Origin of the sequence: Tropicimonas sp. TH_r6 (assembly GCF_033101155.1) — a bacterium.
Taxonomy (GTDB): domain Bacteria; phylum Pseudomonadota; class Alphaproteobacteria; order Rhodobacterales; family Rhodobacteraceae; genus Tropicimonas.
In genome coordinates, this window is record NZ_JAWMPX010000006.1 from 71682 (window position 1) to 88910 (window position 17229).

The window sequence follows — 17229 nt, forward strand, 5'->3', positions numbered from 1 at the left end:
CACAAAAAACGACTTCCTCAGCCGCGAGGCTTAGAACATATGTCCTTCTTTTTGCCAATCCCTAGCGGAATACCGGGACAAAATTCTATATTGCACTGCAGAAACACGATCACGGAGCTCGTTCATGCAACATTTCCCGATCTTCCTGGATGTCGCCGATAAGGCGATTGTCCTGTCGGGCGGTGGCGAGGCCGCGATCGCGAAACTGCGCCTGCTTCTCAAGACGGAGGCGCAGATCCACGTCTACGCCCCCCACCCCGCTCCGGAGATCGAAGCCTGGGCCGCCGAGGCCCGCCTGACCCTGACCCTGCGCCCCCTCGGCGCCGAGGACCTCTCCGGCGCCACCCTCGTCTATGCCGCCAACGAGGACACCGTCGAAGACGCGCGGGTGGCCGGCATGACTACGGAGGCGGGTATCCTGATCAATGTGGTCGACAATCTGGAGGCCTCTGCCTTCATCACCCCGGCCATTGTCGACCGTGACCCGGTCACCGTCGCCATCGGCACGGAAGGCGCAGCCCCCGTGCTCGCCCGCGCCATCAAACGCGACCTCGAGGAGCGCCTGCCGCAATCGCTGGGCCTGCTGGCGCGGCTCGGCAAGAGGTTCCGGTCTCACGCGGACGCGCTGCCCATGGGGCGCATCCGCCGCGATTTCTGGTCTGCCTTCTATTTCCGCTCCGGCCCGCGCGCCGCGGCCTCCGGCCGGGAGGCGATCAACGCCGCGCTGGAGACCGAGCTTCAGGCCCATCTGGGCGCGGAAGCCCGTCCCGGCCATGTCAGCTTCGTGGGCGCCGGCCCCGGCGATCCCGAACTTCTCACACTCAAGGCCCGTCGCGCGCTGGACGAGGCCGATGTGATCATCCATGACCGTCTCGTTCCCGCCGAGATCCTCGAACTGGCCCGCCGCGAGGCCATCATCCTCGAGGCCGGCAAGGAAGGCTTCGGCCCCTCCACGCCGCAGGAGCGCATCAACGCGATGCTGGTCGAGCATGGTCACTCCGGCGCCCAGGTTGTCCGGCTGAAATCCGGCGATGCCGTCATTTTTGGCCGGCTCGAAGAGGAAATCGGCGCTCTGGACGCCGCTGGCATCGCCCATACGACCGTCCCCGGCATCACCGCCGCCTCGGCTGCCGCCGCCCAGATCGGTCGCAGCCTGACCGCGCGCGGGCGCAATTCCGAGCTACGGCTCATCACCGGACATGACGTCGAAGGTCTCGCCGAGCAGGACTGGCAGGCGCTGGCCCGCCCCGGCGCCGTGACCGGCATCTACATGGGCAAGCGTGCCGCGCGTTTCCTGCAGGGCCGCCTTCTCATGCACGGCGCCAGCCCCGAGACCCCCGTCACGATCGTCGAGAGCGCCGGACGCCCAAACTCCCGGGTCATCCCCAGCCGGCTCTGTCGGTTGGCCGAGGACATGACCGCGCATTCCCCCTCCGGACCAGCGGTCATGCTCCTCGGCCTCGCCCCCTCGCACGAGACGGCCTCCGTCGCCGCCCGGATCGAAACAAAGCTCAAGGAACACGCCTGATGCCCCGCCCTTTCACACCGAAGATCGTCACAGCCAACCACCTGCTCGAGGGAGACGTCGTCTATCTCACCGAGGACGGGCGTTGGTCGCGCCAGATGCAGGATGCCGAACTGATCGACGAAGAAGCCCATGCCACCATTCGCCTGCTCGATGCGGAGAGGCAGGGCAACGTTGTCGTCGGCGCCTATCTGGCCGACGCGAAAGCGGGCGCAAACGGCCCTGAGCCTGTGCATTTTCGCGAGGCCTTCCGGTCGCGCGGCCCGTCCAACTATCACCATGGCAAGCAGGCCGACAGCTTCGCTGTGGCCGCGGAATAACGACGGAAATTGAAAACGTCCCTGGATGGTCCTGAAGCCCCGCTTCAGATTGATCCAGGGCCGTGATCGGAGAGCCAAGATGTATCGCTACGACGAATTCGACACCGCCTTCCTTGCCAAGCGCAATTCCCAGTTCCGCGCCCAGGTCGAGCGCCGGATAGCCGGGAGCCTCACCGAGGACGAGTTCAAGCCGTTGCGGCTCATGAACGGGCTCTACCTGCAATTGCATGCCTATATGCTCCGTGTCGCGATCCCCTATGGCTCTCTGGACGCGCAAAAGATGCGCAAGCTGGCGGAATTGGCCGAGCGGTGGGACAAGGGCTATGGCCACTTCACCACGCGCCAGAACATCCAGTATAACTGGCCCAAGCTGCGCGACGTGCCGGACATGCTGGACGCGCTGGCCGAGGTCGGCATGCATGCGATCCAGACCTCCGGCAACACGATCCGCAACGTGACCTCGGACCATTTCGCCGGTGCCTCCGCCGACGAGATCGCCGATCCGCGCCCCTATGCGGAGCTGATCCGGCAATGGTCCACCGACCACCCGGAATTCCAGTTCCTGCCGCGGAAGTTCAAGATCGCCATCACCGGATCGCCCAATGACCGTGCCGTCACCCGCGCCCATGATATCGGGCTGCGCATGGTCGAACGCGATGGACAGCCGGGCTTCGAGGTGATCGTCGGCGGCGGTCTCGGCCGGACGCCGATGGTTGGCAAGGTGATCCGCGATTTCGTGCCCGAGAACGAGCTGCTGCCCTACCTGGAAGCGGTCGTCCATGTCTACAACCAGCACGGGCGGCGCGATAACAAGTACAAGGCGCGGATCAAGATCACCGTGCATGAAAACGGAATCGACACCATCCGTGACGAGGTCGAGGCCGCATTCCAGCGCACCCGAACTGAGTTCGAGGGCGTGGACGAGCGCGTCATCGCGCGCATCCGTGACCGTTTCCGTGCGCCGGCCCTCGTGGGCGGCGGCGCGGAGGCCTATGAGGCCGCGCGCCAGAATCCGGTTTTCCGCGCCTGGGCCGACACCAACCTCTCCGAGCATCGCGACCCGGATCACGCCATCGTCACCATCTCGATCAAGGCGCATGGCCAGACCCCGGGCGACGCTACGGCGGTTCAGATGCGCGTCATGGCGGATCTGGCCGAGAAATTCGGCTATGACGAGCTGCGCATCAGCCACCAGCAGAACGTGATCCTGCCGCATGTCCGCAAGGCGGATCTCGCGGCGGTGCACGAGGAACTGAAGGCAGCCGGACTTGCGACCGCCAATGTCGGGCTTGCGTCGGACATCATCGCCTGCCCCGGCATGGATTACTGCGCGCTGGCCACGGCCCGCGCGATTCCCGTCGCCCAGCAACTCGCCACCCGGATCGAGGATCTGCGTATCGAGCATGAGGTCGGGCCGCTACAGATCAAGATCTCCGGCTGCATCAATGCCTGCGGACATCACCATGTCGGTCATATCGGCATTCTCGGCCTCGACCGGGGCGGGGTGGAAACCTATCAGATCACGCTCGGCGGCGACGCCACCGAGACCGCCGCGATCGGTCAGCGTACGGGCCCCGGCTTCTCCTACGAGGAGATCGTGCCGGCTATCGAACGGCTCATGCTGGCCTATCTGGAAGCGCGTGAAGACGAGACCGAGATTTTCCTTCAGGCCTATCGCCGCCTTGGCGCAGGCCCGTTCAAGGAGGCTCTCTACGGACCGGAGAAAAATCGCGATGCAGCCTGACCTGATCCAATCCGTCCCGGCCAACCGCGCCGAACTCCTCGCCAGCTCTGTCGAGGGGTTGCAGGGCTCCGAGCGACTCGCGGCACTGCTGGAGCATGATCTGACGGGGAAAGTGGCGATGGTCTCCTCCTTCGGTGCCGACTCGGTGGTGCTGCTGCATCAGCTCTCCCTGGTCGCCCCTGCCCTGCCCGTCCTGTTCATCGACACGCAGATGCTCTTCCCTGAAACGCTGGACTATCAGCGCGACCTTGCCCGCGCGCTCGGCCTGAGCGGCATCCGCGTGATCCGGGCCCGCGCCATGCATCTCGCCCAGGAAGACCCGGCCAACGCGCTGCACTTGCGCGACACGGATGCCTGCTGCGACCTGCGCAAGACCCGGCCGCTGGAGCGCGCCCTGCGCCCCTTCGACAGCTGGATCTCGGGGCGCAAACGTTACCAGTCCGGCACCCGTGCTCAGCTTCCGCTGGCCGAGGAAGAAGACGCCAAGCTGAAGCTCAACCCGATGGCCGACTGGTCCGCCAGCGACATCTCCGACTATATCCGCCGCCACGACCTGCCCCGCCACCCGCTGGTGTCCAAGGGCTACCCGTCCCTCGGCTGCGCCCCCTGCACCTCGCCCGTCGCCGAGGGCGAGGACCCGCGCTCTGGGCGCTGGCGGGGCCAGGACAAGGACGAATGCGGCATCCATTTCGTGAACGGCAAGATGGTCCGCACCGGACCGGCCGCGACAGAACAAGGAGCGTGACAATGACTGTCATCGTGACCGATACGGGGTTTGGCCCCGAAAACTTCGAAGGCCCCTATGCCACGCCCGAAACCCGCACGCCGGAGAGCCGCGCGCTGGATCTGACCTCCGACACGGATGTGAGCACGCTGGAGGGCGGCCTCGACGGGATCGTGCTGATCCGGGTCGACTTCCCCAGCTTCGCTGACGGGCGCGGATTTTCCATCGCCCGCGCGCTGCGCCGACTGGGCTATGCCCGCCGGCTGCGCGCCAAGGGACATGTGCTGGCCGATCAGTATGCGATGGCGCGTCGCTCGGGCTTCGACGAGGTCGAAATCGACGCCGCACTGGCCGCGCGGCAGCCCGAACCGGACTGGCGGGCCCGTGCAGATTGGCGCGAGCATGACTATCGGTCGCGGCTCGCCAGTTGAGCTGCCCCCTTTACATAAATTCAACACCTCGCATACACGCACAGGAACGGCGCTCGTCCGGGCGTCGGAATGGATGACATGACCGAGCAAAGACCCGTGACCGACGCAAACCCGATCAAGGCCGTTCCCACGCTGCCCGACGCGCAGACCGTGACCTATGTGAAGCACTGGACGGACCGGCTGTTCCACTTCCGCTGCACGCGTCCGCAAACGCTGCGCTTCCGGTCGGGCGAATTCGTCATGATCGGGCTGATGGGCGATCCGGACCCGAAGACCGGCAAGGCAAAGCCGATCCTGCGGGCCTATTCCATTGCCTCGCCCAACTGGGACGAGGAACTGGAATTCTACTCGATCAAGGTGCCGGACGGCCCGCTGACCTCGAAGCTGCAGAAAATCGAGGTGGGCGACGAGATCATCCTGCGGCCCAAGCCGGTGGGCACCCTGGTCCATGACGCGATCCTGCCCGGAAAACGGCTGTGGTTCTTCGCCACCGGCACCGGCTTTGCGCCCTTCGCCTCGCTGCTGCGCGAGCCGCAGACCTACGAGGATTACGACGAGATCATCATCACCCATACCTGCCGCGAAGTGGGCGAGCTGGCCTATGGCGCCGAGCTGATCGAGAATATCCGCAAGGACGAGCTGCTCGCCGAGCTGATGGGCGAGGATTTCCACAAGAAGCTGCGCTATTACCCGACGACCACCCGCGAAGAGAGCCCCAAGATGGGCCGCATCACCGACCTGATGCGCAAGGGCGAGGTCTTCGACGACCTCGCAATCCCGCCGCTTTCGCCGGAGACGGACCGGGCCATGGTCTGCGGAAACCTCGCCTTCAACCTCGAACTGAAGGAGATGCTCGAAGAATACGGGCTGCGCGAGGGTGCCAATTCCGACCCAAAGGAATACGTGGTCGAGAAGGCCTTCGTCGACTGAAGGCACACACCCTCATGTTCTTTGAAGCCGCGCCTCGATGAAGCGCGGCTTCGTCGTCTCGACGGCGGTCAGTTGCCCGACGCGGTGCCGTCTGTCGTGGTTTCACTGGCGGCCGGCGCCGGTTCCGCAGCCTCCTCCGATCCGCCGGAAAAGTAGGAATAGCCGACAACGACGAGGATGACGACGAGCGCGATTCCGATCCACTTGCCCATGTTCGATGTTCCTTTTGAAAGTGAGGCGCCGCCGACGCTGGCGGCAGCCCGAGTATGGCACCAGTTTGCGACCGGTATGACTCGCATGCCATACTGACCGGGATTTCGGCGGTTGAGCGCCGGTTTTTCCCATCCCGAGCCGCGCATTCTGAAAACCACGCGGCCTTTGGGACCGCTTCCAAACCGCTTTGAATCGTCTTAGAACAACAAGGCGCCGAGTTGGCGAACTCTTCGAGAATGAGTCGTTTCATGGATATCCACTACGAATCCCGCAAGACCCTCGACCTTGTCCTGTCAGAAACGGACCTGTCCGCACTGCCTGCGCGCCGCCGCGCCGCCTTCATCAATCGGCTGAAAGCGCACTTCCCGGCGCTTTTCGAGAAGTTCCTGCAACTCTATGGCAGCCGATACGATGCGTATGTCCATATCCGCAATCTGGTCGAGACGCTGGCCGCGCATCAGGTCGAGGAGCACCATGCCGGACTGCCGGTCGAGACGGACCGGCCCTGGTATCTCGGCGAGGATCAGGTCGGGATGGCGGTCTATGTCGATCTTTTCGGTGGCGACCTCAAGGGCATGATCGCGCGCATTCCTTATCTCGAGAGCCTGGGAATAACCTATCTGCACCTGATGCCGCTTTACGAGGCGCCGACGGAGAATTCCGACGGCGGCTACGCGGTGTCCGACTACCGCAAGGTCGACAAACGTCTGGGAAGCAACAAGGATCTCAAAGCCCTGGCGGATGCCCTTCACAAGCGCGGTATCCGCCTCGTGCTGGATTTCGTCTTCAACCACACATCGGACGAGCACGCATGGGCCAAGGCCGCGCTTGCGGGTGATCCGCGTTATCGCCAGTTCTACTACCTGCTCGACGAGCCCGAGGCCCGCGCCTATGACGCGACGCTGCGGGAGATCTTCCCCACCGTCCGACGCGGCTCCTTCACCTGGAGTGAAGCGGCTGGCAAATGGGTCTGGACGACCTTCAACTCCTTCCAGTGGGACTTGAACTATTCGAACCCTGACGTGTTTGTGTCCGTCGTCGGTGAAATGCTGCATCTCGTCGCGATGGGCGCCGACGTGCTGCGGCTCGACGCGCTGGCCTTTGTCTGGAAGGAGCTCGGGACCGTCTGCGAGAGCCTACCAAAGGCGCATACTGTCATTCAGACCTTCAACCTCTGCCTGCGCATCGCCGCGCCGCATGTGCATTTCAAATCCGAGGCCATCGTCCATCCGGATCAGGTCAACGCGTATATCGGGCTCGAAGAATGTGAATTATCCTACAATCCGCTGATGATGGCGTTGATGTGGGAAAGCCTTGCCACGCGGCGAACCGAATTGCTCAACGCCTCGTTGGACAAGAGCTTTTCGATCCCCGACGGCACCGTCTGGGTCAACTATATCCGCTGCCATGACGATATTGGCTGGACCTGGGATGACGCGATCTCCGGCCGTCTCGGCATCAGTGGCGGCGATCATCGCGGCTTTCTCAACCGCTTCTACACTGGCCGTTTTGACGGCAGCTTTGCCGATGGAGTCCCCTTCCAGGAAAATCCCAGCACCGGCGATTGCCGTGTCTGTGGCACGTTGGCATCCCTGACCGGGGTCGAAAGCGCGGCGGCGGCGGGCAACACCCTGCTGCTCGATCACGCGCTGCGGCGGGTCAAGCTGCTCCACGGCATCGTGCTCTCGATGCCCGGCCTGCCCCTGCTCTATCAGGGAGACGATCTGGGCGTGGTCAACGATCATTCCTATCTCGACAGGCCGGGCAAGGCCGAGGATTCCCGCTGGGTGCACCGCAAGCAACTCAGCGAGCAGGACTTTGCAAACGCCGCCGACCCGCGCCGGCCTCAAGCGCGCATTGCAACCGAACTGGCGGAGATAATCACGCTTCGAAAGGCGCATGGCATTTTTGCCGCGACCGATTTCGAGCTGCTCCGGCTGGACAGCCCGCATGTGTTCGCTTTCCTTCGGCGGCGCGGAACAGAGCGCCTGCTGGTGCTGGCGAATTTCTCGGAACACGGGTTGCCGCTGAATCTCGACCTGACAGATGTGCTTGGGACAATGGCATTTCGGGACATGCTGGATCCGGAAGTCGCCACAACGCCGGTGCTGTCGGTGCTGGATCCCTATGCTCTGCACTGGTTCCACGCCGCCGGCTGACACTGCCGGCTGATCGGGGCCCCGCAGCACGCGGAGCCCCGGTTGGCATTACAGACCGAGCGCGCCGCGCACCTGTTCCAGCGCCGCTTCCAGCAGGGCCGGGTTGGATTGAGCCTGCTCGATTGCGGTTTTGAGCGTGGTCTTTTGAAGCTCCGAAATCGAGGCCCCGTCGATCAGACCAGACACCGCGTCGAGGTTGAACCCGTCCAGGGTAAGCGCGGAGAGATCGACAGCGTCGCTCGCCCCGTTCACAGCCGCCTGTGCTGCCTCGCCGGCCTCGGTCGCTTCACTGGCCGCCGCGTCGACGGCGTCGCTCGCAGCTTCCCCGCTGGCGTCCATGGCCTCGGTGACCGCCGTTTCCGCGGCCTCCGTGGCCTCTGCCGCCGCCTCCGTCACATCGCCCATCGCTTCGGACACGGCTTCGACCGCCTCATCTGCAACGGTCTCCGCGGCTTCCACGGCCTCGGTCGCCTCGGTCATGGCAGCGTCGCCCAGGTCACTGGCTGTATCCGACACCGCGTCCAGTGCGGTTCCTGCCGCATCGGACGCCGCGTCCACGGCTTCCTTTGCCTCGGTCACGACTGCATCCGTCACCTCTTCGGCGGCTTGCTCGACGGCCTCGACCGCCTCTCCAACAGATTCGGCCGCGGCATCCGCCGCCTCCCCGGCTTCCTCGGCAACGGCCTCAACGGCGTCTTCGACAGCCTCCACGGCCTCGCTCACGGCCGTTTCAGCCGGTTCCGCAGTCGGGGCTTCAGCGACCGGTTCGGCCTCCTGCATCGGCGCCTCGTCGGGTTTCTGCGTCAGGAAGTAGATCGCCCCGGCAATCACCAGAACGCCAATCGCGGCAACGGTTCCCTGTTTCATAACTCTTTCCTCATGATTTACTGATACTGGCGCCCCACCCGGCACGCCGTCAGACGTGACTAATGGCATTTTGCACGCGCAGCAAAAAGATAGTTTGGCTCAATTGCTGCGTCTTTCGTAAAACCCGCAAGGGACCGCTTGAAAATCCGCTCTCAGACGGCTACTTTCCGCGCACTTTTTCGTAATGTCAGAAGGACGCACGTCATAGCCCGCAGACCCCACAACGCGCCGCCCCAGCGTGAAACCGGCCCCCGCGTCAACGGACGCATCCGGGCCAATGAAATCCGCCTCATCGGCCCGGAAGGCCAGAATGTTGGCGTGGTTTCTCCCGCTCGAGCCATGGAATTGGCAGAGCAGGTGGGCCTTGATCTCGTAGAGATCTCGCCGAACGCCAATCCTCCGGTCTGCAAGATCATGGATTTCGGCAAATTCAAATACGAAACGCAGAAACGCGAATCCGAAGCGCGCAAGAAGCAAAAGACGATCGAGGTGAAGGAGGTGAAGTTCCGCCCCAACACCGACACGCATGACTACGACGTCAAGATGCGCAATGTCTTCCGCTTCCTTGAGAATGGCGACAAGGTGAAGGTCACCCTGCGGTTCCGTGGACGGGAAATGGCGCACCAGAATCTCGGTCGCGAGCTTCTGGAACGGGTGGCTGAAGACACCAAGGATGTCGGCAAGGTCGAGAACATGCCGAAGATGGAAGGGCGCCAGATGGTCATGATGATCGGCCCGATCGTCAAGTAACACCGTCCCGCCAGACGTGACCCCGTGACCACCTCTCGGCGATTGCCACGGCAATCGCCTGCCGGTCTCGGTAATTGCAGGCAAACACTGGAGAAAGGCGCCAGATGGTCATGACGATCGGCCCGATCGTTACCTGAGCATGGCGCTGCTCCCGGTTGCTCAGAACCAGGCCGGGACGCATTCCAGATGACCAATACAGGCAAGAGACACACAGCCCGCTACTTCCCCGGCCAGCATGATCTGGCCGGAGACGCCCGGCTGTATTCCGACGTTTTCCAGCGCAATGCCCCGCCGATCATCGCCACGCTGAGCCAGTACCTGCACGGGCAAAGCGGCACGGTGCTCGAGATCGGTGCTGGCACCGGACAGCACGCGGCCGCCTTCGCATTGGCCTTCCCGAGCCTGACCTGGCTGGCCTCGGACCCGTTCCCGGAGCATCTCGCTTCGATCCATGCCTGGCGTCGGCAGCTTCTGCGCGACGACCGCGTGCCGCTGGAACTGGACGCGGCACGCGACTGGGGCACAGACCCCGAGATCCGGTCGCAGGGTCCGCTCACGGCGATCTATGCCGGCAATGTCACACATATTGCTCCCTGGGCCGTGACCGAAGGGCTGCTGGTCGGCGCCGGGCGCTGCCTCGCACCGGGCGGCAAGGTCTTTCTGTATGGTCCCTTCCGACGCGGCACGGAGTTTTTCGGCGAGGGCAATCGCAGCTTCGACACCGACTTGCGCGCCGACAACCCGGATTGGGGCCTGCGCGACATCGACCATCTCGAAGCGGTCGCCCGCCCCCATGGGCTTGCGCTGGAGGACCGGCATGACATGCCGGCCAACAATCACATCCTCGTCTTCGGCCGGGTTCAGTAACTGCGTGTCGGGCGGTCGAGGACCTGGCGGCCGAAGAGGCTCGCGGTCAGGTCGACCATAAGCCGCGCGGTCTTTCCGCGAACATCGAGGAACGGGTTGAGCTCCACGAGGTCAAGCGAACTGACCAGCCCGCTATCATGCAACATCTCCATCACCAGATGCGCCTCTCGGAAGGTTGCGCCACCGGGCACGGTCGTGCCGACGGCCGGCGCGATGTCGGGGTCGAGGAAATCCACGTCCAGGCTGACATGAAGCATGCCATTCGCCGCCGCGACCCGCTCCAGAAAGGGTGCCAGCAAACGAGAGATCCCGATCTCGTCGATGGCGCGCATGTCATGCGCCTCCACGCCCGCCGCCCGGACCAGCGCCCGTTCCTCCGGGTCGACCGAACGCAACCCGAGAATACAGATATTGGCCGGATCGACCGCGGCCTCCAGCGGTCCGCCGAGCAAGGCCCCGCCCTCAGGCAACCCTTTGGTGAAACCCGGCTGGCCGGCGGCGAAGGCAAGAGGGGTGCCGTGCAGGTTGCCGCTCTCGGTGGTCGCGAAGGTGTTGAAATCGGCATGCGCGTCGAGCCAGAGCACAAAGAGCGGCCGGTTGCGCCGGGCCGCGACCATTGCCTGCCCTGCAACGGTTCCCGCCGACAAGCTGTGATCGCCCCCGAGGAAGATCGGGAAGGCCCCGCCCTGCCCGCAATCCAGAGCCGCCGAACAGGCCGCGCGGACCCAGCCCGCCACCTTGGGCAGGTTTTTCAGTGGCGCTGGCGAGTCCGTCACATCCGGCGTCGCCTCCGCTCGCAGGTCGCGCCCGTCATCAACATCGAAGCCGAGCGCTTCCAGTTCCTCGACGATCCCCGCCGTGCGAAACGCAGCCGGCCCCATGGCGCAGCCACGCCGACCGGAGCCTTCCTCGACCGGCAATCCCACCAGTACGATCTTCTTCATCACGATTATCCAGGTTGCCCCTCCTCGCGGCCGTGTCGGCGCGTGGCTACGGGGGCGGTCCAATTGGCGCGTCTCTAGCAAGCGCGCCAGCATCTGGCAAGCATGGCCCCTTCCCCTCATCGCCCATCCGGTCTATTGATTGAACAGAGTTCACGGAGATGACATGAGCGACAAGACAGATGCCCGCCGCGAGGCCCTGCGGCAGAACCTGACCGATATTGCCGAAAGACAGATCGCCAGCGCCGGGCTCTCGTCGCTCAAGGCGCGCGCTCTTGCCGGCGAGGCGGGCTGTTCGGTTGGCGCGATCTACAATGTCTTCGAAGATCTCGACGGGCTGATCATGGATGTGAACGGGCGCACCTTCCGGCGCCTCGGGGACGAGGTCCGCTCGGCTCTTGCCTCTGCCCCCGACGCCACACCGCAGGAGCGCCTTGTGCTCATGTCCTGTGCCTATCTGCATTTCGCAGAGAAGAACGAGTTTCTCTGGCGCTGCCTGTTCGACATTCGCATGAGCAACGATACGGCAATGCCCGACTGGTATCGCGACGCGCTGGAAGCCCTTTTCGCCCTGATCTCCGAACCGCTCATCCGGATTTTCACGTCCCTGGGGGCGGAAGACGTCTCCCTGATGACGCGGGCGCTTTTTTCCTCTGTGCATGGAATCGTTCTGCTCGGACTGGAAGACCGCATCTCCGGCGTGCCGCGTGCACAGATCGAACGGATGATCGAACTCCTCCTATTGAACCTGACTGCGCAACACAGCGTTTCCTGAACGGCGTTCATTTTTTTCTTGAACGACGTTCGGCGACTTGTTACATCCAATTCATGAACACTGTTCAAAACGGTTCACGAGGAGAGAATACGATGTTTGCAACGCTCAAGACCCTGTTTGCCGGCACCAATGCCCGCACCGAAGAAACGCTTCAGGACCAGTTCGCCATCGAGTTGATCGACCAGAAGATCCGCGAGGCTGACGCCAATCTCGCCGCCGCGAAAGGCACGCTGGCCACCCTGATCCAGCGCCAACGTCAGGAGAAGAAACTCTTCGATGCGCTGGAGACCCGTATCGCCGACCTGACCGCCCGCGCTCGCGCGGCCCTCGCCGAGAAGCGCGAGGACCTGGCCGGAGAGGCTGCCACGGCCATCGCCGAGATGGAGAACGAGCACATCCTGCGCCTGCAGACATTGGAGCGGCTGGAGGCCCGTATTCTGCAACTCCAGGGTAGCGTGGAAGCCGCCCATCGTCGGATCGTCGACCTCAAGCAAGGCGCCATTACGGCGCGCGCCATTCGCCGCGAGCAGGACATTCAGAAGCGGATGAGTCGCACTGTGGGCGGCACCAGCGCCGCTGACGAAGCGGAGAAACTGATCCGTCGTGTCAGCGAGCAGGACGACCCCTTCGAACAGAGCCAGATCCTCAAGGACATCGATGACGGCCTGTCCCAGGCGAATATCGCCGAGAAGATGTCCGATGCGGGTTTCGGACCGACACTGAAATCGACCCGGAAGTCGGTACTCGATCGTCTGAACGCCGAACTCTGACCCTCTCCCTTTCCCAAAACTTCATTCCAAGGACCCAGAAAAATGAAAAAATCCGACAACAACCTCATCATCACCTTCAATGCCGCCGGCGTCTTCATTGCCTATGCCATGCTCGCCATTTCGCTCTGGCTCGCCCCGGTCAACATCGCCACCAAGGGCTACTGGGCCATTGGCATCCTGTTCCTCTCGCTGAGCCTGGTGAATTTCGTCAAGTACCGCTTCGACGACCGCCTGCGCGAGGATCGAATCCAGCGTCTGGAAGAGGCGAAGAACGAGAAGCTTCTTGAGGACTATGTGACCGAGAAAGACGCCTGATCGACCAGCGATCTTTCGAACGAGAAAGGCTCCGCTTCGGCGGGGCCTTTTTCGCGTCTGTGACAGCGAGGGGCAAAGAGCCAATAGGAGAGGGCAAGGCTCTGGAGGGCACGGAATCAGGGCCGAGGGCAGGCGCAGGCACGGCTACCGTAATGCTCCTTGCAAACGCCTCGAACGGCAGCGTGGTCCACTCCCCCCCGGTCGCCCCAAAAGAAAAACCCCGCGACACTGTCGCGGGGTTTTCCAATTCTCTGAAAATCCGGGTGAGGGATTATTCGTCGTCGCCCTTGAGCGCCGCACCCAGAATATCGCCGAGAGACGCACCGGAGTCGGAGGAGCCGAACTGCTCGACCGCTTCCCGCTCTTCGGCAATCTCACGCGCCTTGATCGACAGGCCCAGACGACGGGTCTTGCTGTCGATATTGGTGACGCGCACGTCGACCTTGTCGCCGACCTGGAAGCGCTCGGGGCGCTGCTCGGCACGGTCGCGGGAGAGGTCGGAGCGACGGATGAAGGACTTCATGCCCTCGTACTCGACCTCGATGCCACCATCCTCGATGGCGGTGACGCCAACGGTGATGATCGAACCGCGCTTCACGCCGCCAACGGCCTCGGCAAACTTGTCGCCGCCCAGAGCCTTGATGGAGAGCGAGATGCGCTCCTTGTCCACGTCCACCTCGGTGACGATTGCCTTGACGACATCGCCCTTGCGGTATTCCTGGATGGCTTCCTCGCCGCGCTGATCCCAGCTGAGATCGGAGAGGTGAACCATACCGTCGATATCGCCCGGCAGGCCGATGAACAGACCGAACTCGGTGATGTTCTTGACCTCGCCCTCGACCTCGGTGCCTTCCGGATGGCTCTCGTCGAAGAGTTCCCACGGGTTGCGCATGGTCTGCTTGAGACCGAGCGAAACGCGGCGCTTGGCGGTGTCGATTTCCAGAACCATGACTTCCACTTCCTGAGAGGTGGAAACGATCTTGCCCGGATGGACGTTCTTCTTGGTCCAGGACATCTCGGAGACGTGCACTAGGCCCTCGACGCCCGGCTCCAGCTCAACAAACGCACCGTAGTCGGTGATATTCGTAACGCGGCCGGTATGCACCGACTCGAGCGGGAACTTGGCTTCCACGGAGTTCCACGGATCGTCCTGCAGCTGCTTCATGCCGAGGCTGATACGGTGGGTCTCCTTGTTGATCTTGATGACCTGGACCTTGATGGTCTCGCCGATCGACAGGATCTCGGAGGGGTGGTTCACACGGCGCCAGGCCATGTCGGTCACGTGCAGCAGGCCGTCAACGCCGCCGAGATCAACAAACGCACCGTATTCGGTGATGTTCTTGACCACGCCGTCAACCGCATCGCCTTCGGTCAGCTTTCCGATAACCTCGGCGCGCTGCTCGGCGCGGGACTCTTCGAGGATCGCGCGGCGCGAGACAACGATGTTGCCACGGCGACGGTCCATCTTGAGGATCTGGAACGGCTGCTTGAGACCCATGAGCGGGCCGGCATCGCGCACGGGACGGACGTCGACCTGAGAGCCGGGCAGGAAGGCCACGGCGCCGCCGAGATCGACGGTGAAGCCGCCCTTGACGCGGCCGAAGATCGCGCCTTCGACGCGGGCCTCGTCGGCATAGGCTTTTTCGAGACGGTCCCAGGCTTCTTCACGGCGAGCCTTGTCACGCGAGATGACGGCTTCGCCACGGGCATTCTCGACGCGGTCGAGGAAGACCTCGACGCTGTCGCCCACGGCGATCTCCGGAGCTTCGCCCGGATTCGCAAATTCCTTGAGGTCGACACGGCCTTCCATCTTGTAGCCCACGTCGATGATGGCCTGACCAGCCTCGATGGCGATCACGGTGCCTTTGACGACGGAACCTTCGTTGGGGGTGTCGATTTCGAAGCTTTCCTTCAGCAGGGCTTCGAATTCGTCCATGGTTGCTTTAGCGCACATATAGATGTGTTTCCTTTACTTGACGCTTTATCTGGCCGAGCGGTTGTCTCCGCCGGTCTTTGGATTGGTCGGGCAAAGGCGGCAGCGGGAATGCGATCAGGGCCGGAGGTTTCCCCGACCCTGCCTGCATACCAGCGTTACCGCCTTCTGGGTGACGGGCGTCGTATAAGCCCTTCCGGCCTTCTGAGCAACCCTTATAAACAAGGCAATTGCGGTTCAAGCGGGTGCAATCGCCCGCTCCGGCGCAGGATCGCTCAGCTGAAACGCTCCGGACCGCGCCACTGCGTGTCCGAATAGCGGTCGCCATGCGCCCAGCCAACGGGCAGGACCGCTTCAATCCGCGCGAGGTCTCCCTCGGACAGTGACACGGTCGTACCGGCCAGCAATTCATCGAAATGCCCGACCGAGCGGGTGCCGGGGATCGGGATCACGTGCTCGCCGCGCGACAGCAGCCAGGCGATGGCAAGCCCGGCGGCCGGAATTTCCATCTCGGCCGCAAGCCGGCGGAACCCGTCGGAGATCTTCAGATTCGCGCTGTAGGTCTCGCCGAGAAAACGCGGCATGGTCGAAAGGAAGAAGAGATCCGGCACGCGCTCGGCCGGGATCGGATCATCCGTCAGCAGCCCCCGCCCGACCGGCGAGAAAGCAACCAGCGCGGTGCCAAGTTCGGCGCAGGCCTGAAGCAGCCCCAGCTCCGGCGCCCGGGTAGAGAGCGAGTATTCCGATTGGACGGCGGCCACGGGATGCACCTCGGCGGCCCGGCGCAGCGAACTGGGGGCGATCTCGGAGAAGCCGAAGGCGCGGATCTTGCCGGCGCGAACCAACCCGGCCAGCGTCTCGGTCACCTCCTCGATGGGACGCTCCACCTCGCGGCGGTGGACGTAGAACAGGTCGACACACTCGATCCCCATCCGCTTGAGGCTGCCATCGAGTTCACGCTCAAGATGCCCGGCGGAATTGTCGAAGGGGCGGTCCGGGTCGCGGGTGATCCCGGCTTTGGTGGCTATGTGGAAGAACTCCCGTGCCGTCGCGCCCCGGTCGGCGAGGTAACTGCCGATGGCGTTTTCGGACTTGCCGTTGCCGTAGACATTGGAGGTGTCGATATGGGTGACGCCCGCCTCCATGGCCCGGTCGAGAATATGATGCGACGCCGCCTCGTCGGTCGGACCATAGGCATCCGCGAAGGACATGCCGCCAATGCCGATGCAGGAGATTTCCGGGCCGTCCTTGTAGAACTTTCGCAATTTCATCGACGTCACTCCTGTTTCTGCGCGGCGCGGGCCACCGTGTCGATGGCGGCCTGCACTGCTTCCTCGATAGTCATCAAGGAGGTGTCAAGTTGCACCGCATCACCGGCCGCCGTCATCGGCGCGGTTGCGCGGGCGGAATCGCGGCGGTCGCGCTCGCTGAGATCGGCGGAAACCTCGTCGAGAGACACGTCGTGCCCCTTGCCGACCAGTTCCTTGTGGCGCCGTTCGGCGCGGACCGCGTCGGACGCTGTCACGAAGAGCTTTGCTTCGGCATCCGGGCATATCACGGTGCCGATATCGCGCCCGTCCAGCACCGCCCCACCCTGCCGGCGCGCAAAGGCGCGCTGGAAATTGACAAGGGCAGTGCGAATCTCCGGCATCGCGGCGACAACGCTCGCGGCCTGGGCGACATCGGGGCTGCGCAGCGCCTCGGCATCGGCGTAATGCTCTGGCTGGAGCGTCTCGGCGGCCTCCAGCGCGTCCTTGCCTTCGAGCGTACGCTTGCCCACGGCACGATAGAGCAGCCCGGTATCGAGATGGGCAAAACCGAAATGCGCGGCGACCGCGCGGGCAATGGTGCCCTTGCCGGCTGCGGCCGGCCCGTCAATGGCGACTGTCAGACTCACCTGTTCCGCCTCCTCGCTAGGTGGACATTCCTCATAGCCCATTGACGCAGCGGGGGGAAGCTGGCTCA

18 protein-coding genes are annotated in these 17229 nt (G+C 63.7%); 12 read left to right on the top strand and 6 right to left on the bottom strand.

What is annotated here, in order from left to right:
• The first annotated feature begins 124 nt into the window (after nt 1-124).
• The 6 genes from cysG to R3X27_RS08185 all read left to right on the top strand — a co-directional run bounded on the left by cysG (nt 125) and on the right by R3X27_RS08185 (nt 5674).
• The gene (gene cysG, locus R3X27_RS08160) at nt 125-1528 is read left to right on the top strand and encodes a siroheme synthase CysG (protein WP_317708352.1); all 1404 of its coding nucleotides are present in this window, start codon (nt 125-127) and stop codon (nt 1526-1528) included.
• Nucleotides 1528-1845 (top strand): DUF2849 domain-containing protein, encoded by a 318-nt coding sequence (locus tag R3X27_RS08165; protein ID WP_317708353.1) that lies wholly within the window; start codon nt 1528-1530, stop codon nt 1843-1845. Before cysG ends, R3X27_RS08165 begins: the two co-directional genes overlap by 1 nt.
• 79 nt (nt 1846-1924) lie before the next feature.
• Complete coding sequence (locus tag R3X27_RS08170; RefSeq protein WP_317708354.1) at nt 1925-3589, top strand: nitrite/sulfite reductase; 1665 nt, start codon at nt 1925-1927, stop codon at nt 3587-3589.
• Nucleotides 3579-4334 (top strand): phosphoadenylyl-sulfate reductase, encoded by a 756-nt coding sequence (locus R3X27_RS08175; protein ID WP_317708355.1) that lies wholly within the window; start codon nt 3579-3581, stop codon nt 4332-4334. The genes R3X27_RS08170 and R3X27_RS08175 overlap by 11 nt, the downstream gene beginning before the upstream one ends.
• Nucleotides 4335-4336: 2 nt before the next feature.
• Nucleotides 4337-4744 (top strand): DUF934 domain-containing protein, encoded by a 408-nt coding sequence (locus tag R3X27_RS08180; protein WP_317708356.1) that lies wholly within the window; start codon nt 4337-4339, stop codon nt 4742-4744.
• A gap of 78 nt (nt 4745-4822) precedes the next feature.
• On the top strand, nt 4823-5674 hold the full coding sequence (locus tag R3X27_RS08185; protein WP_317708357.1) for a ferredoxin--NADP reductase: 852 nt from the start codon (nt 4823-4825) through the stop codon (nt 5672-5674).
• A gap of 68 nt (nt 5675-5742) precedes the next feature.
• Here the strand turns inward: R3X27_RS08185 and R3X27_RS08190 are convergent, their stop codons facing one another.
• A complete protein-coding gene (locus R3X27_RS08190; protein WP_317708358.1) occupies nt 5743-5886 on the bottom strand; it encodes a hypothetical protein in 144 nt (47 codons plus the stop codon).
• 249 nt (nt 5887-6135) lie between these two features.
• Between R3X27_RS08190 and R3X27_RS08195 the strand changes: the two genes are divergently transcribed.
• Complete coding sequence (locus R3X27_RS08195) at nt 6136-8046, top strand: alpha-amylase family glycosyl hydrolase (RefSeq protein WP_317708359.1); 1911 nt, start codon at nt 6136-6138, stop codon at nt 8044-8046.
• Nucleotides 8047-8094: 48 nt separating this feature from the next.
• Here R3X27_RS08195 and R3X27_RS08200 read toward each other — a convergent pair whose 3' ends face one another.
• On the bottom strand, nt 8095-8913 hold the full coding sequence (locus R3X27_RS08200; RefSeq protein WP_317708360.1) for a hypothetical protein: 819 nt from the start codon (nt 8911-8913) through the stop codon (nt 8095-8097).
• A 204-nt stretch (nt 8914-9117) separates the two neighbouring features.
• On the opposite strand from R3X27_RS08200, the gene infC reads away from it, so the two are divergent.
• Together infC and R3X27_RS08210 are read left to right on the top strand one after the other, a co-directional pair.
• Nucleotides 9118-9663: a translation initiation factor IF-3 gene (gene infC / locus R3X27_RS08205; protein WP_411572475.1), complete on the top strand. Its 546-nt coding sequence runs from the start codon at nt 9118-9120 to the stop codon at nt 9661-9663.
• A 186-nt stretch (nt 9664-9849) separates the two neighbouring features.
• A complete protein-coding gene (locus tag R3X27_RS08210; RefSeq protein ID WP_317708361.1) occupies nt 9850-10530 on the top strand; it encodes a DUF938 domain-containing protein in 681 nt (226 codons plus the stop codon).
• On the opposite strand, the gene rocF is transcribed toward R3X27_RS08210, so the two are convergent.
• The gene (gene rocF, locus R3X27_RS08215; RefSeq protein WP_317708362.1) at nt 10524-11477 is read right to left on the bottom strand and encodes an arginase; all 954 of its coding nucleotides are present in this window, start codon (nt 11475-11477) and stop codon (nt 10524-10526) included. The two genes, R3X27_RS08210 and rocF, sit on opposite strands and share 7 nt — an antisense overlap.
• Nucleotides 11478-11637: 160 nt before the next feature.
• On the opposite strand from rocF, the gene R3X27_RS08220 reads away from it, so the two are divergent.
• From R3X27_RS08220 to R3X27_RS08230, 3 genes are all read left to right on the top strand, one after another.
• A complete protein-coding gene (locus R3X27_RS08220; RefSeq protein ID WP_317708363.1) occupies nt 11638-12246 on the top strand; it encodes a TetR/AcrR family transcriptional regulator in 609 nt (202 codons plus the stop codon).
• A gap of 92 nt (nt 12247-12338) precedes the next feature.
• Nucleotides 12339-13016 carry a PspA/IM30 family protein gene (locus tag R3X27_RS08225; RefSeq protein WP_317708364.1) on the top strand — a complete coding sequence of 226 codons (678 nt, stop codon included), beginning with the start codon at nt 12339-12341 and terminating at the stop codon, nt 13014-13016.
• A 42-nt stretch (nt 13017-13058) separates the two neighbouring features.
• On the top strand, nt 13059-13331 hold the full coding sequence (locus R3X27_RS08230; protein ID WP_317708365.1) for a hypothetical protein: 273 nt from the start codon (nt 13059-13061) through the stop codon (nt 13329-13331).
• A gap of 271 nt (nt 13332-13602) precedes the next feature.
• Here the strand turns inward: R3X27_RS08230 and rpsA are convergent, their stop codons facing one another.
• The 3 genes from rpsA to R3X27_RS08245 form a co-directional block, all read right to left on the bottom strand.
• On the bottom strand, nt 13603-15285 hold the full coding sequence (gene rpsA / locus R3X27_RS08235; protein WP_317708366.1) for a 30S ribosomal protein S1: 1683 nt from the start codon (nt 15283-15285) through the stop codon (nt 13603-13605).
• A gap of 254 nt (nt 15286-15539) precedes the next feature.
• Entirely contained in the window at nt 15540-16535 is a 996-nt protein-coding gene (locus tag R3X27_RS08240) for an aldo/keto reductase (protein WP_317708367.1), read from the bottom strand.
• Nucleotides 16536-16540: 5 nt separating this feature from the next.
• On the bottom strand, nt 16541-17161 hold the full coding sequence (locus R3X27_RS08245; RefSeq protein ID WP_317708368.1) for a (d)CMP kinase: 621 nt from the start codon (nt 17159-17161) through the stop codon (nt 16541-16543).
• Nucleotides 17162-17229 lie beyond the last annotated feature (68 nt).

Coding starts and splice junctions, on each gene's coding strand:
- cysG (WP_317708352.1), top strand. CDS start 125: ATGCAACATTTCCCGATCTTCCTGGATGTCGCCGATAAGGCGATTGTC.
- R3X27_RS08165 (WP_317708353.1), top strand. CDS start 1,528: ATGCCCCGCCCTTTCACACCGAAGATCGTCACAGCCAACCACCTGCTC.
- R3X27_RS08170 (WP_317708354.1), top strand. CDS start 1,925: ATGTATCGCTACGACGAATTCGACACCGCCTTCCTTGCCAAGCGCAAT.
- R3X27_RS08175 (WP_317708355.1), top strand. CDS start 3,579: ATGCAGCCTGACCTGATCCAATCCGTCCCGGCCAACCGCGCCGAACTC.
- R3X27_RS08180 (WP_317708356.1), top strand. CDS start 4,337: ATGACTGTCATCGTGACCGATACGGGGTTTGGCCCCGAAAACTTCGAA.
- R3X27_RS08185 (WP_317708357.1), top strand. CDS start 4,823: ATGACCGAGCAAAGACCCGTGACCGACGCAAACCCGATCAAGGCCGTT.
- R3X27_RS08190 (WP_317708358.1), bottom strand. CDS start 5,886: ATGGGCAAGTGGATCGGAATCGCGCTCGTCGTCATCCTCGTCGTTGTC.
- R3X27_RS08195 (WP_317708359.1), top strand. CDS start 6,136: ATGGATATCCACTACGAATCCCGCAAGACCCTCGACCTTGTCCTGTCA.
- R3X27_RS08200 (WP_317708360.1), bottom strand. CDS start 8,913: ATGAAACAGGGAACCGTTGCCGCGATTGGCGTTCTGGTGATTGCCGGG.
- R3X27_RS08210 (WP_317708361.1), top strand. CDS start 9,850: ATGACCAATACAGGCAAGAGACACACAGCCCGCTACTTCCCCGGCCAG.
- R3X27_RS08220 (WP_317708363.1), top strand. CDS start 11,638: ATGAGCGACAAGACAGATGCCCGCCGCGAGGCCCTGCGGCAGAACCTG.
- R3X27_RS08225 (WP_317708364.1), top strand. CDS start 12,339: ATGTTTGCAACGCTCAAGACCCTGTTTGCCGGCACCAATGCCCGCACC.
- R3X27_RS08230 (WP_317708365.1), top strand. CDS start 13,059: ATGAAAAAATCCGACAACAACCTCATCATCACCTTCAATGCCGCCGGC.
- rpsA (WP_317708366.1), bottom strand. CDS start 15,285: ATGTGCGCTAAAGCAACCATGGACGAATTCGAAGCCCTGCTGAAGGAA.
- R3X27_RS08240 (WP_317708367.1), bottom strand. CDS start 16,535: ATGAAATTGCGAAAGTTCTACAAGGACGGCCCGGAAATCTCCTGCATC.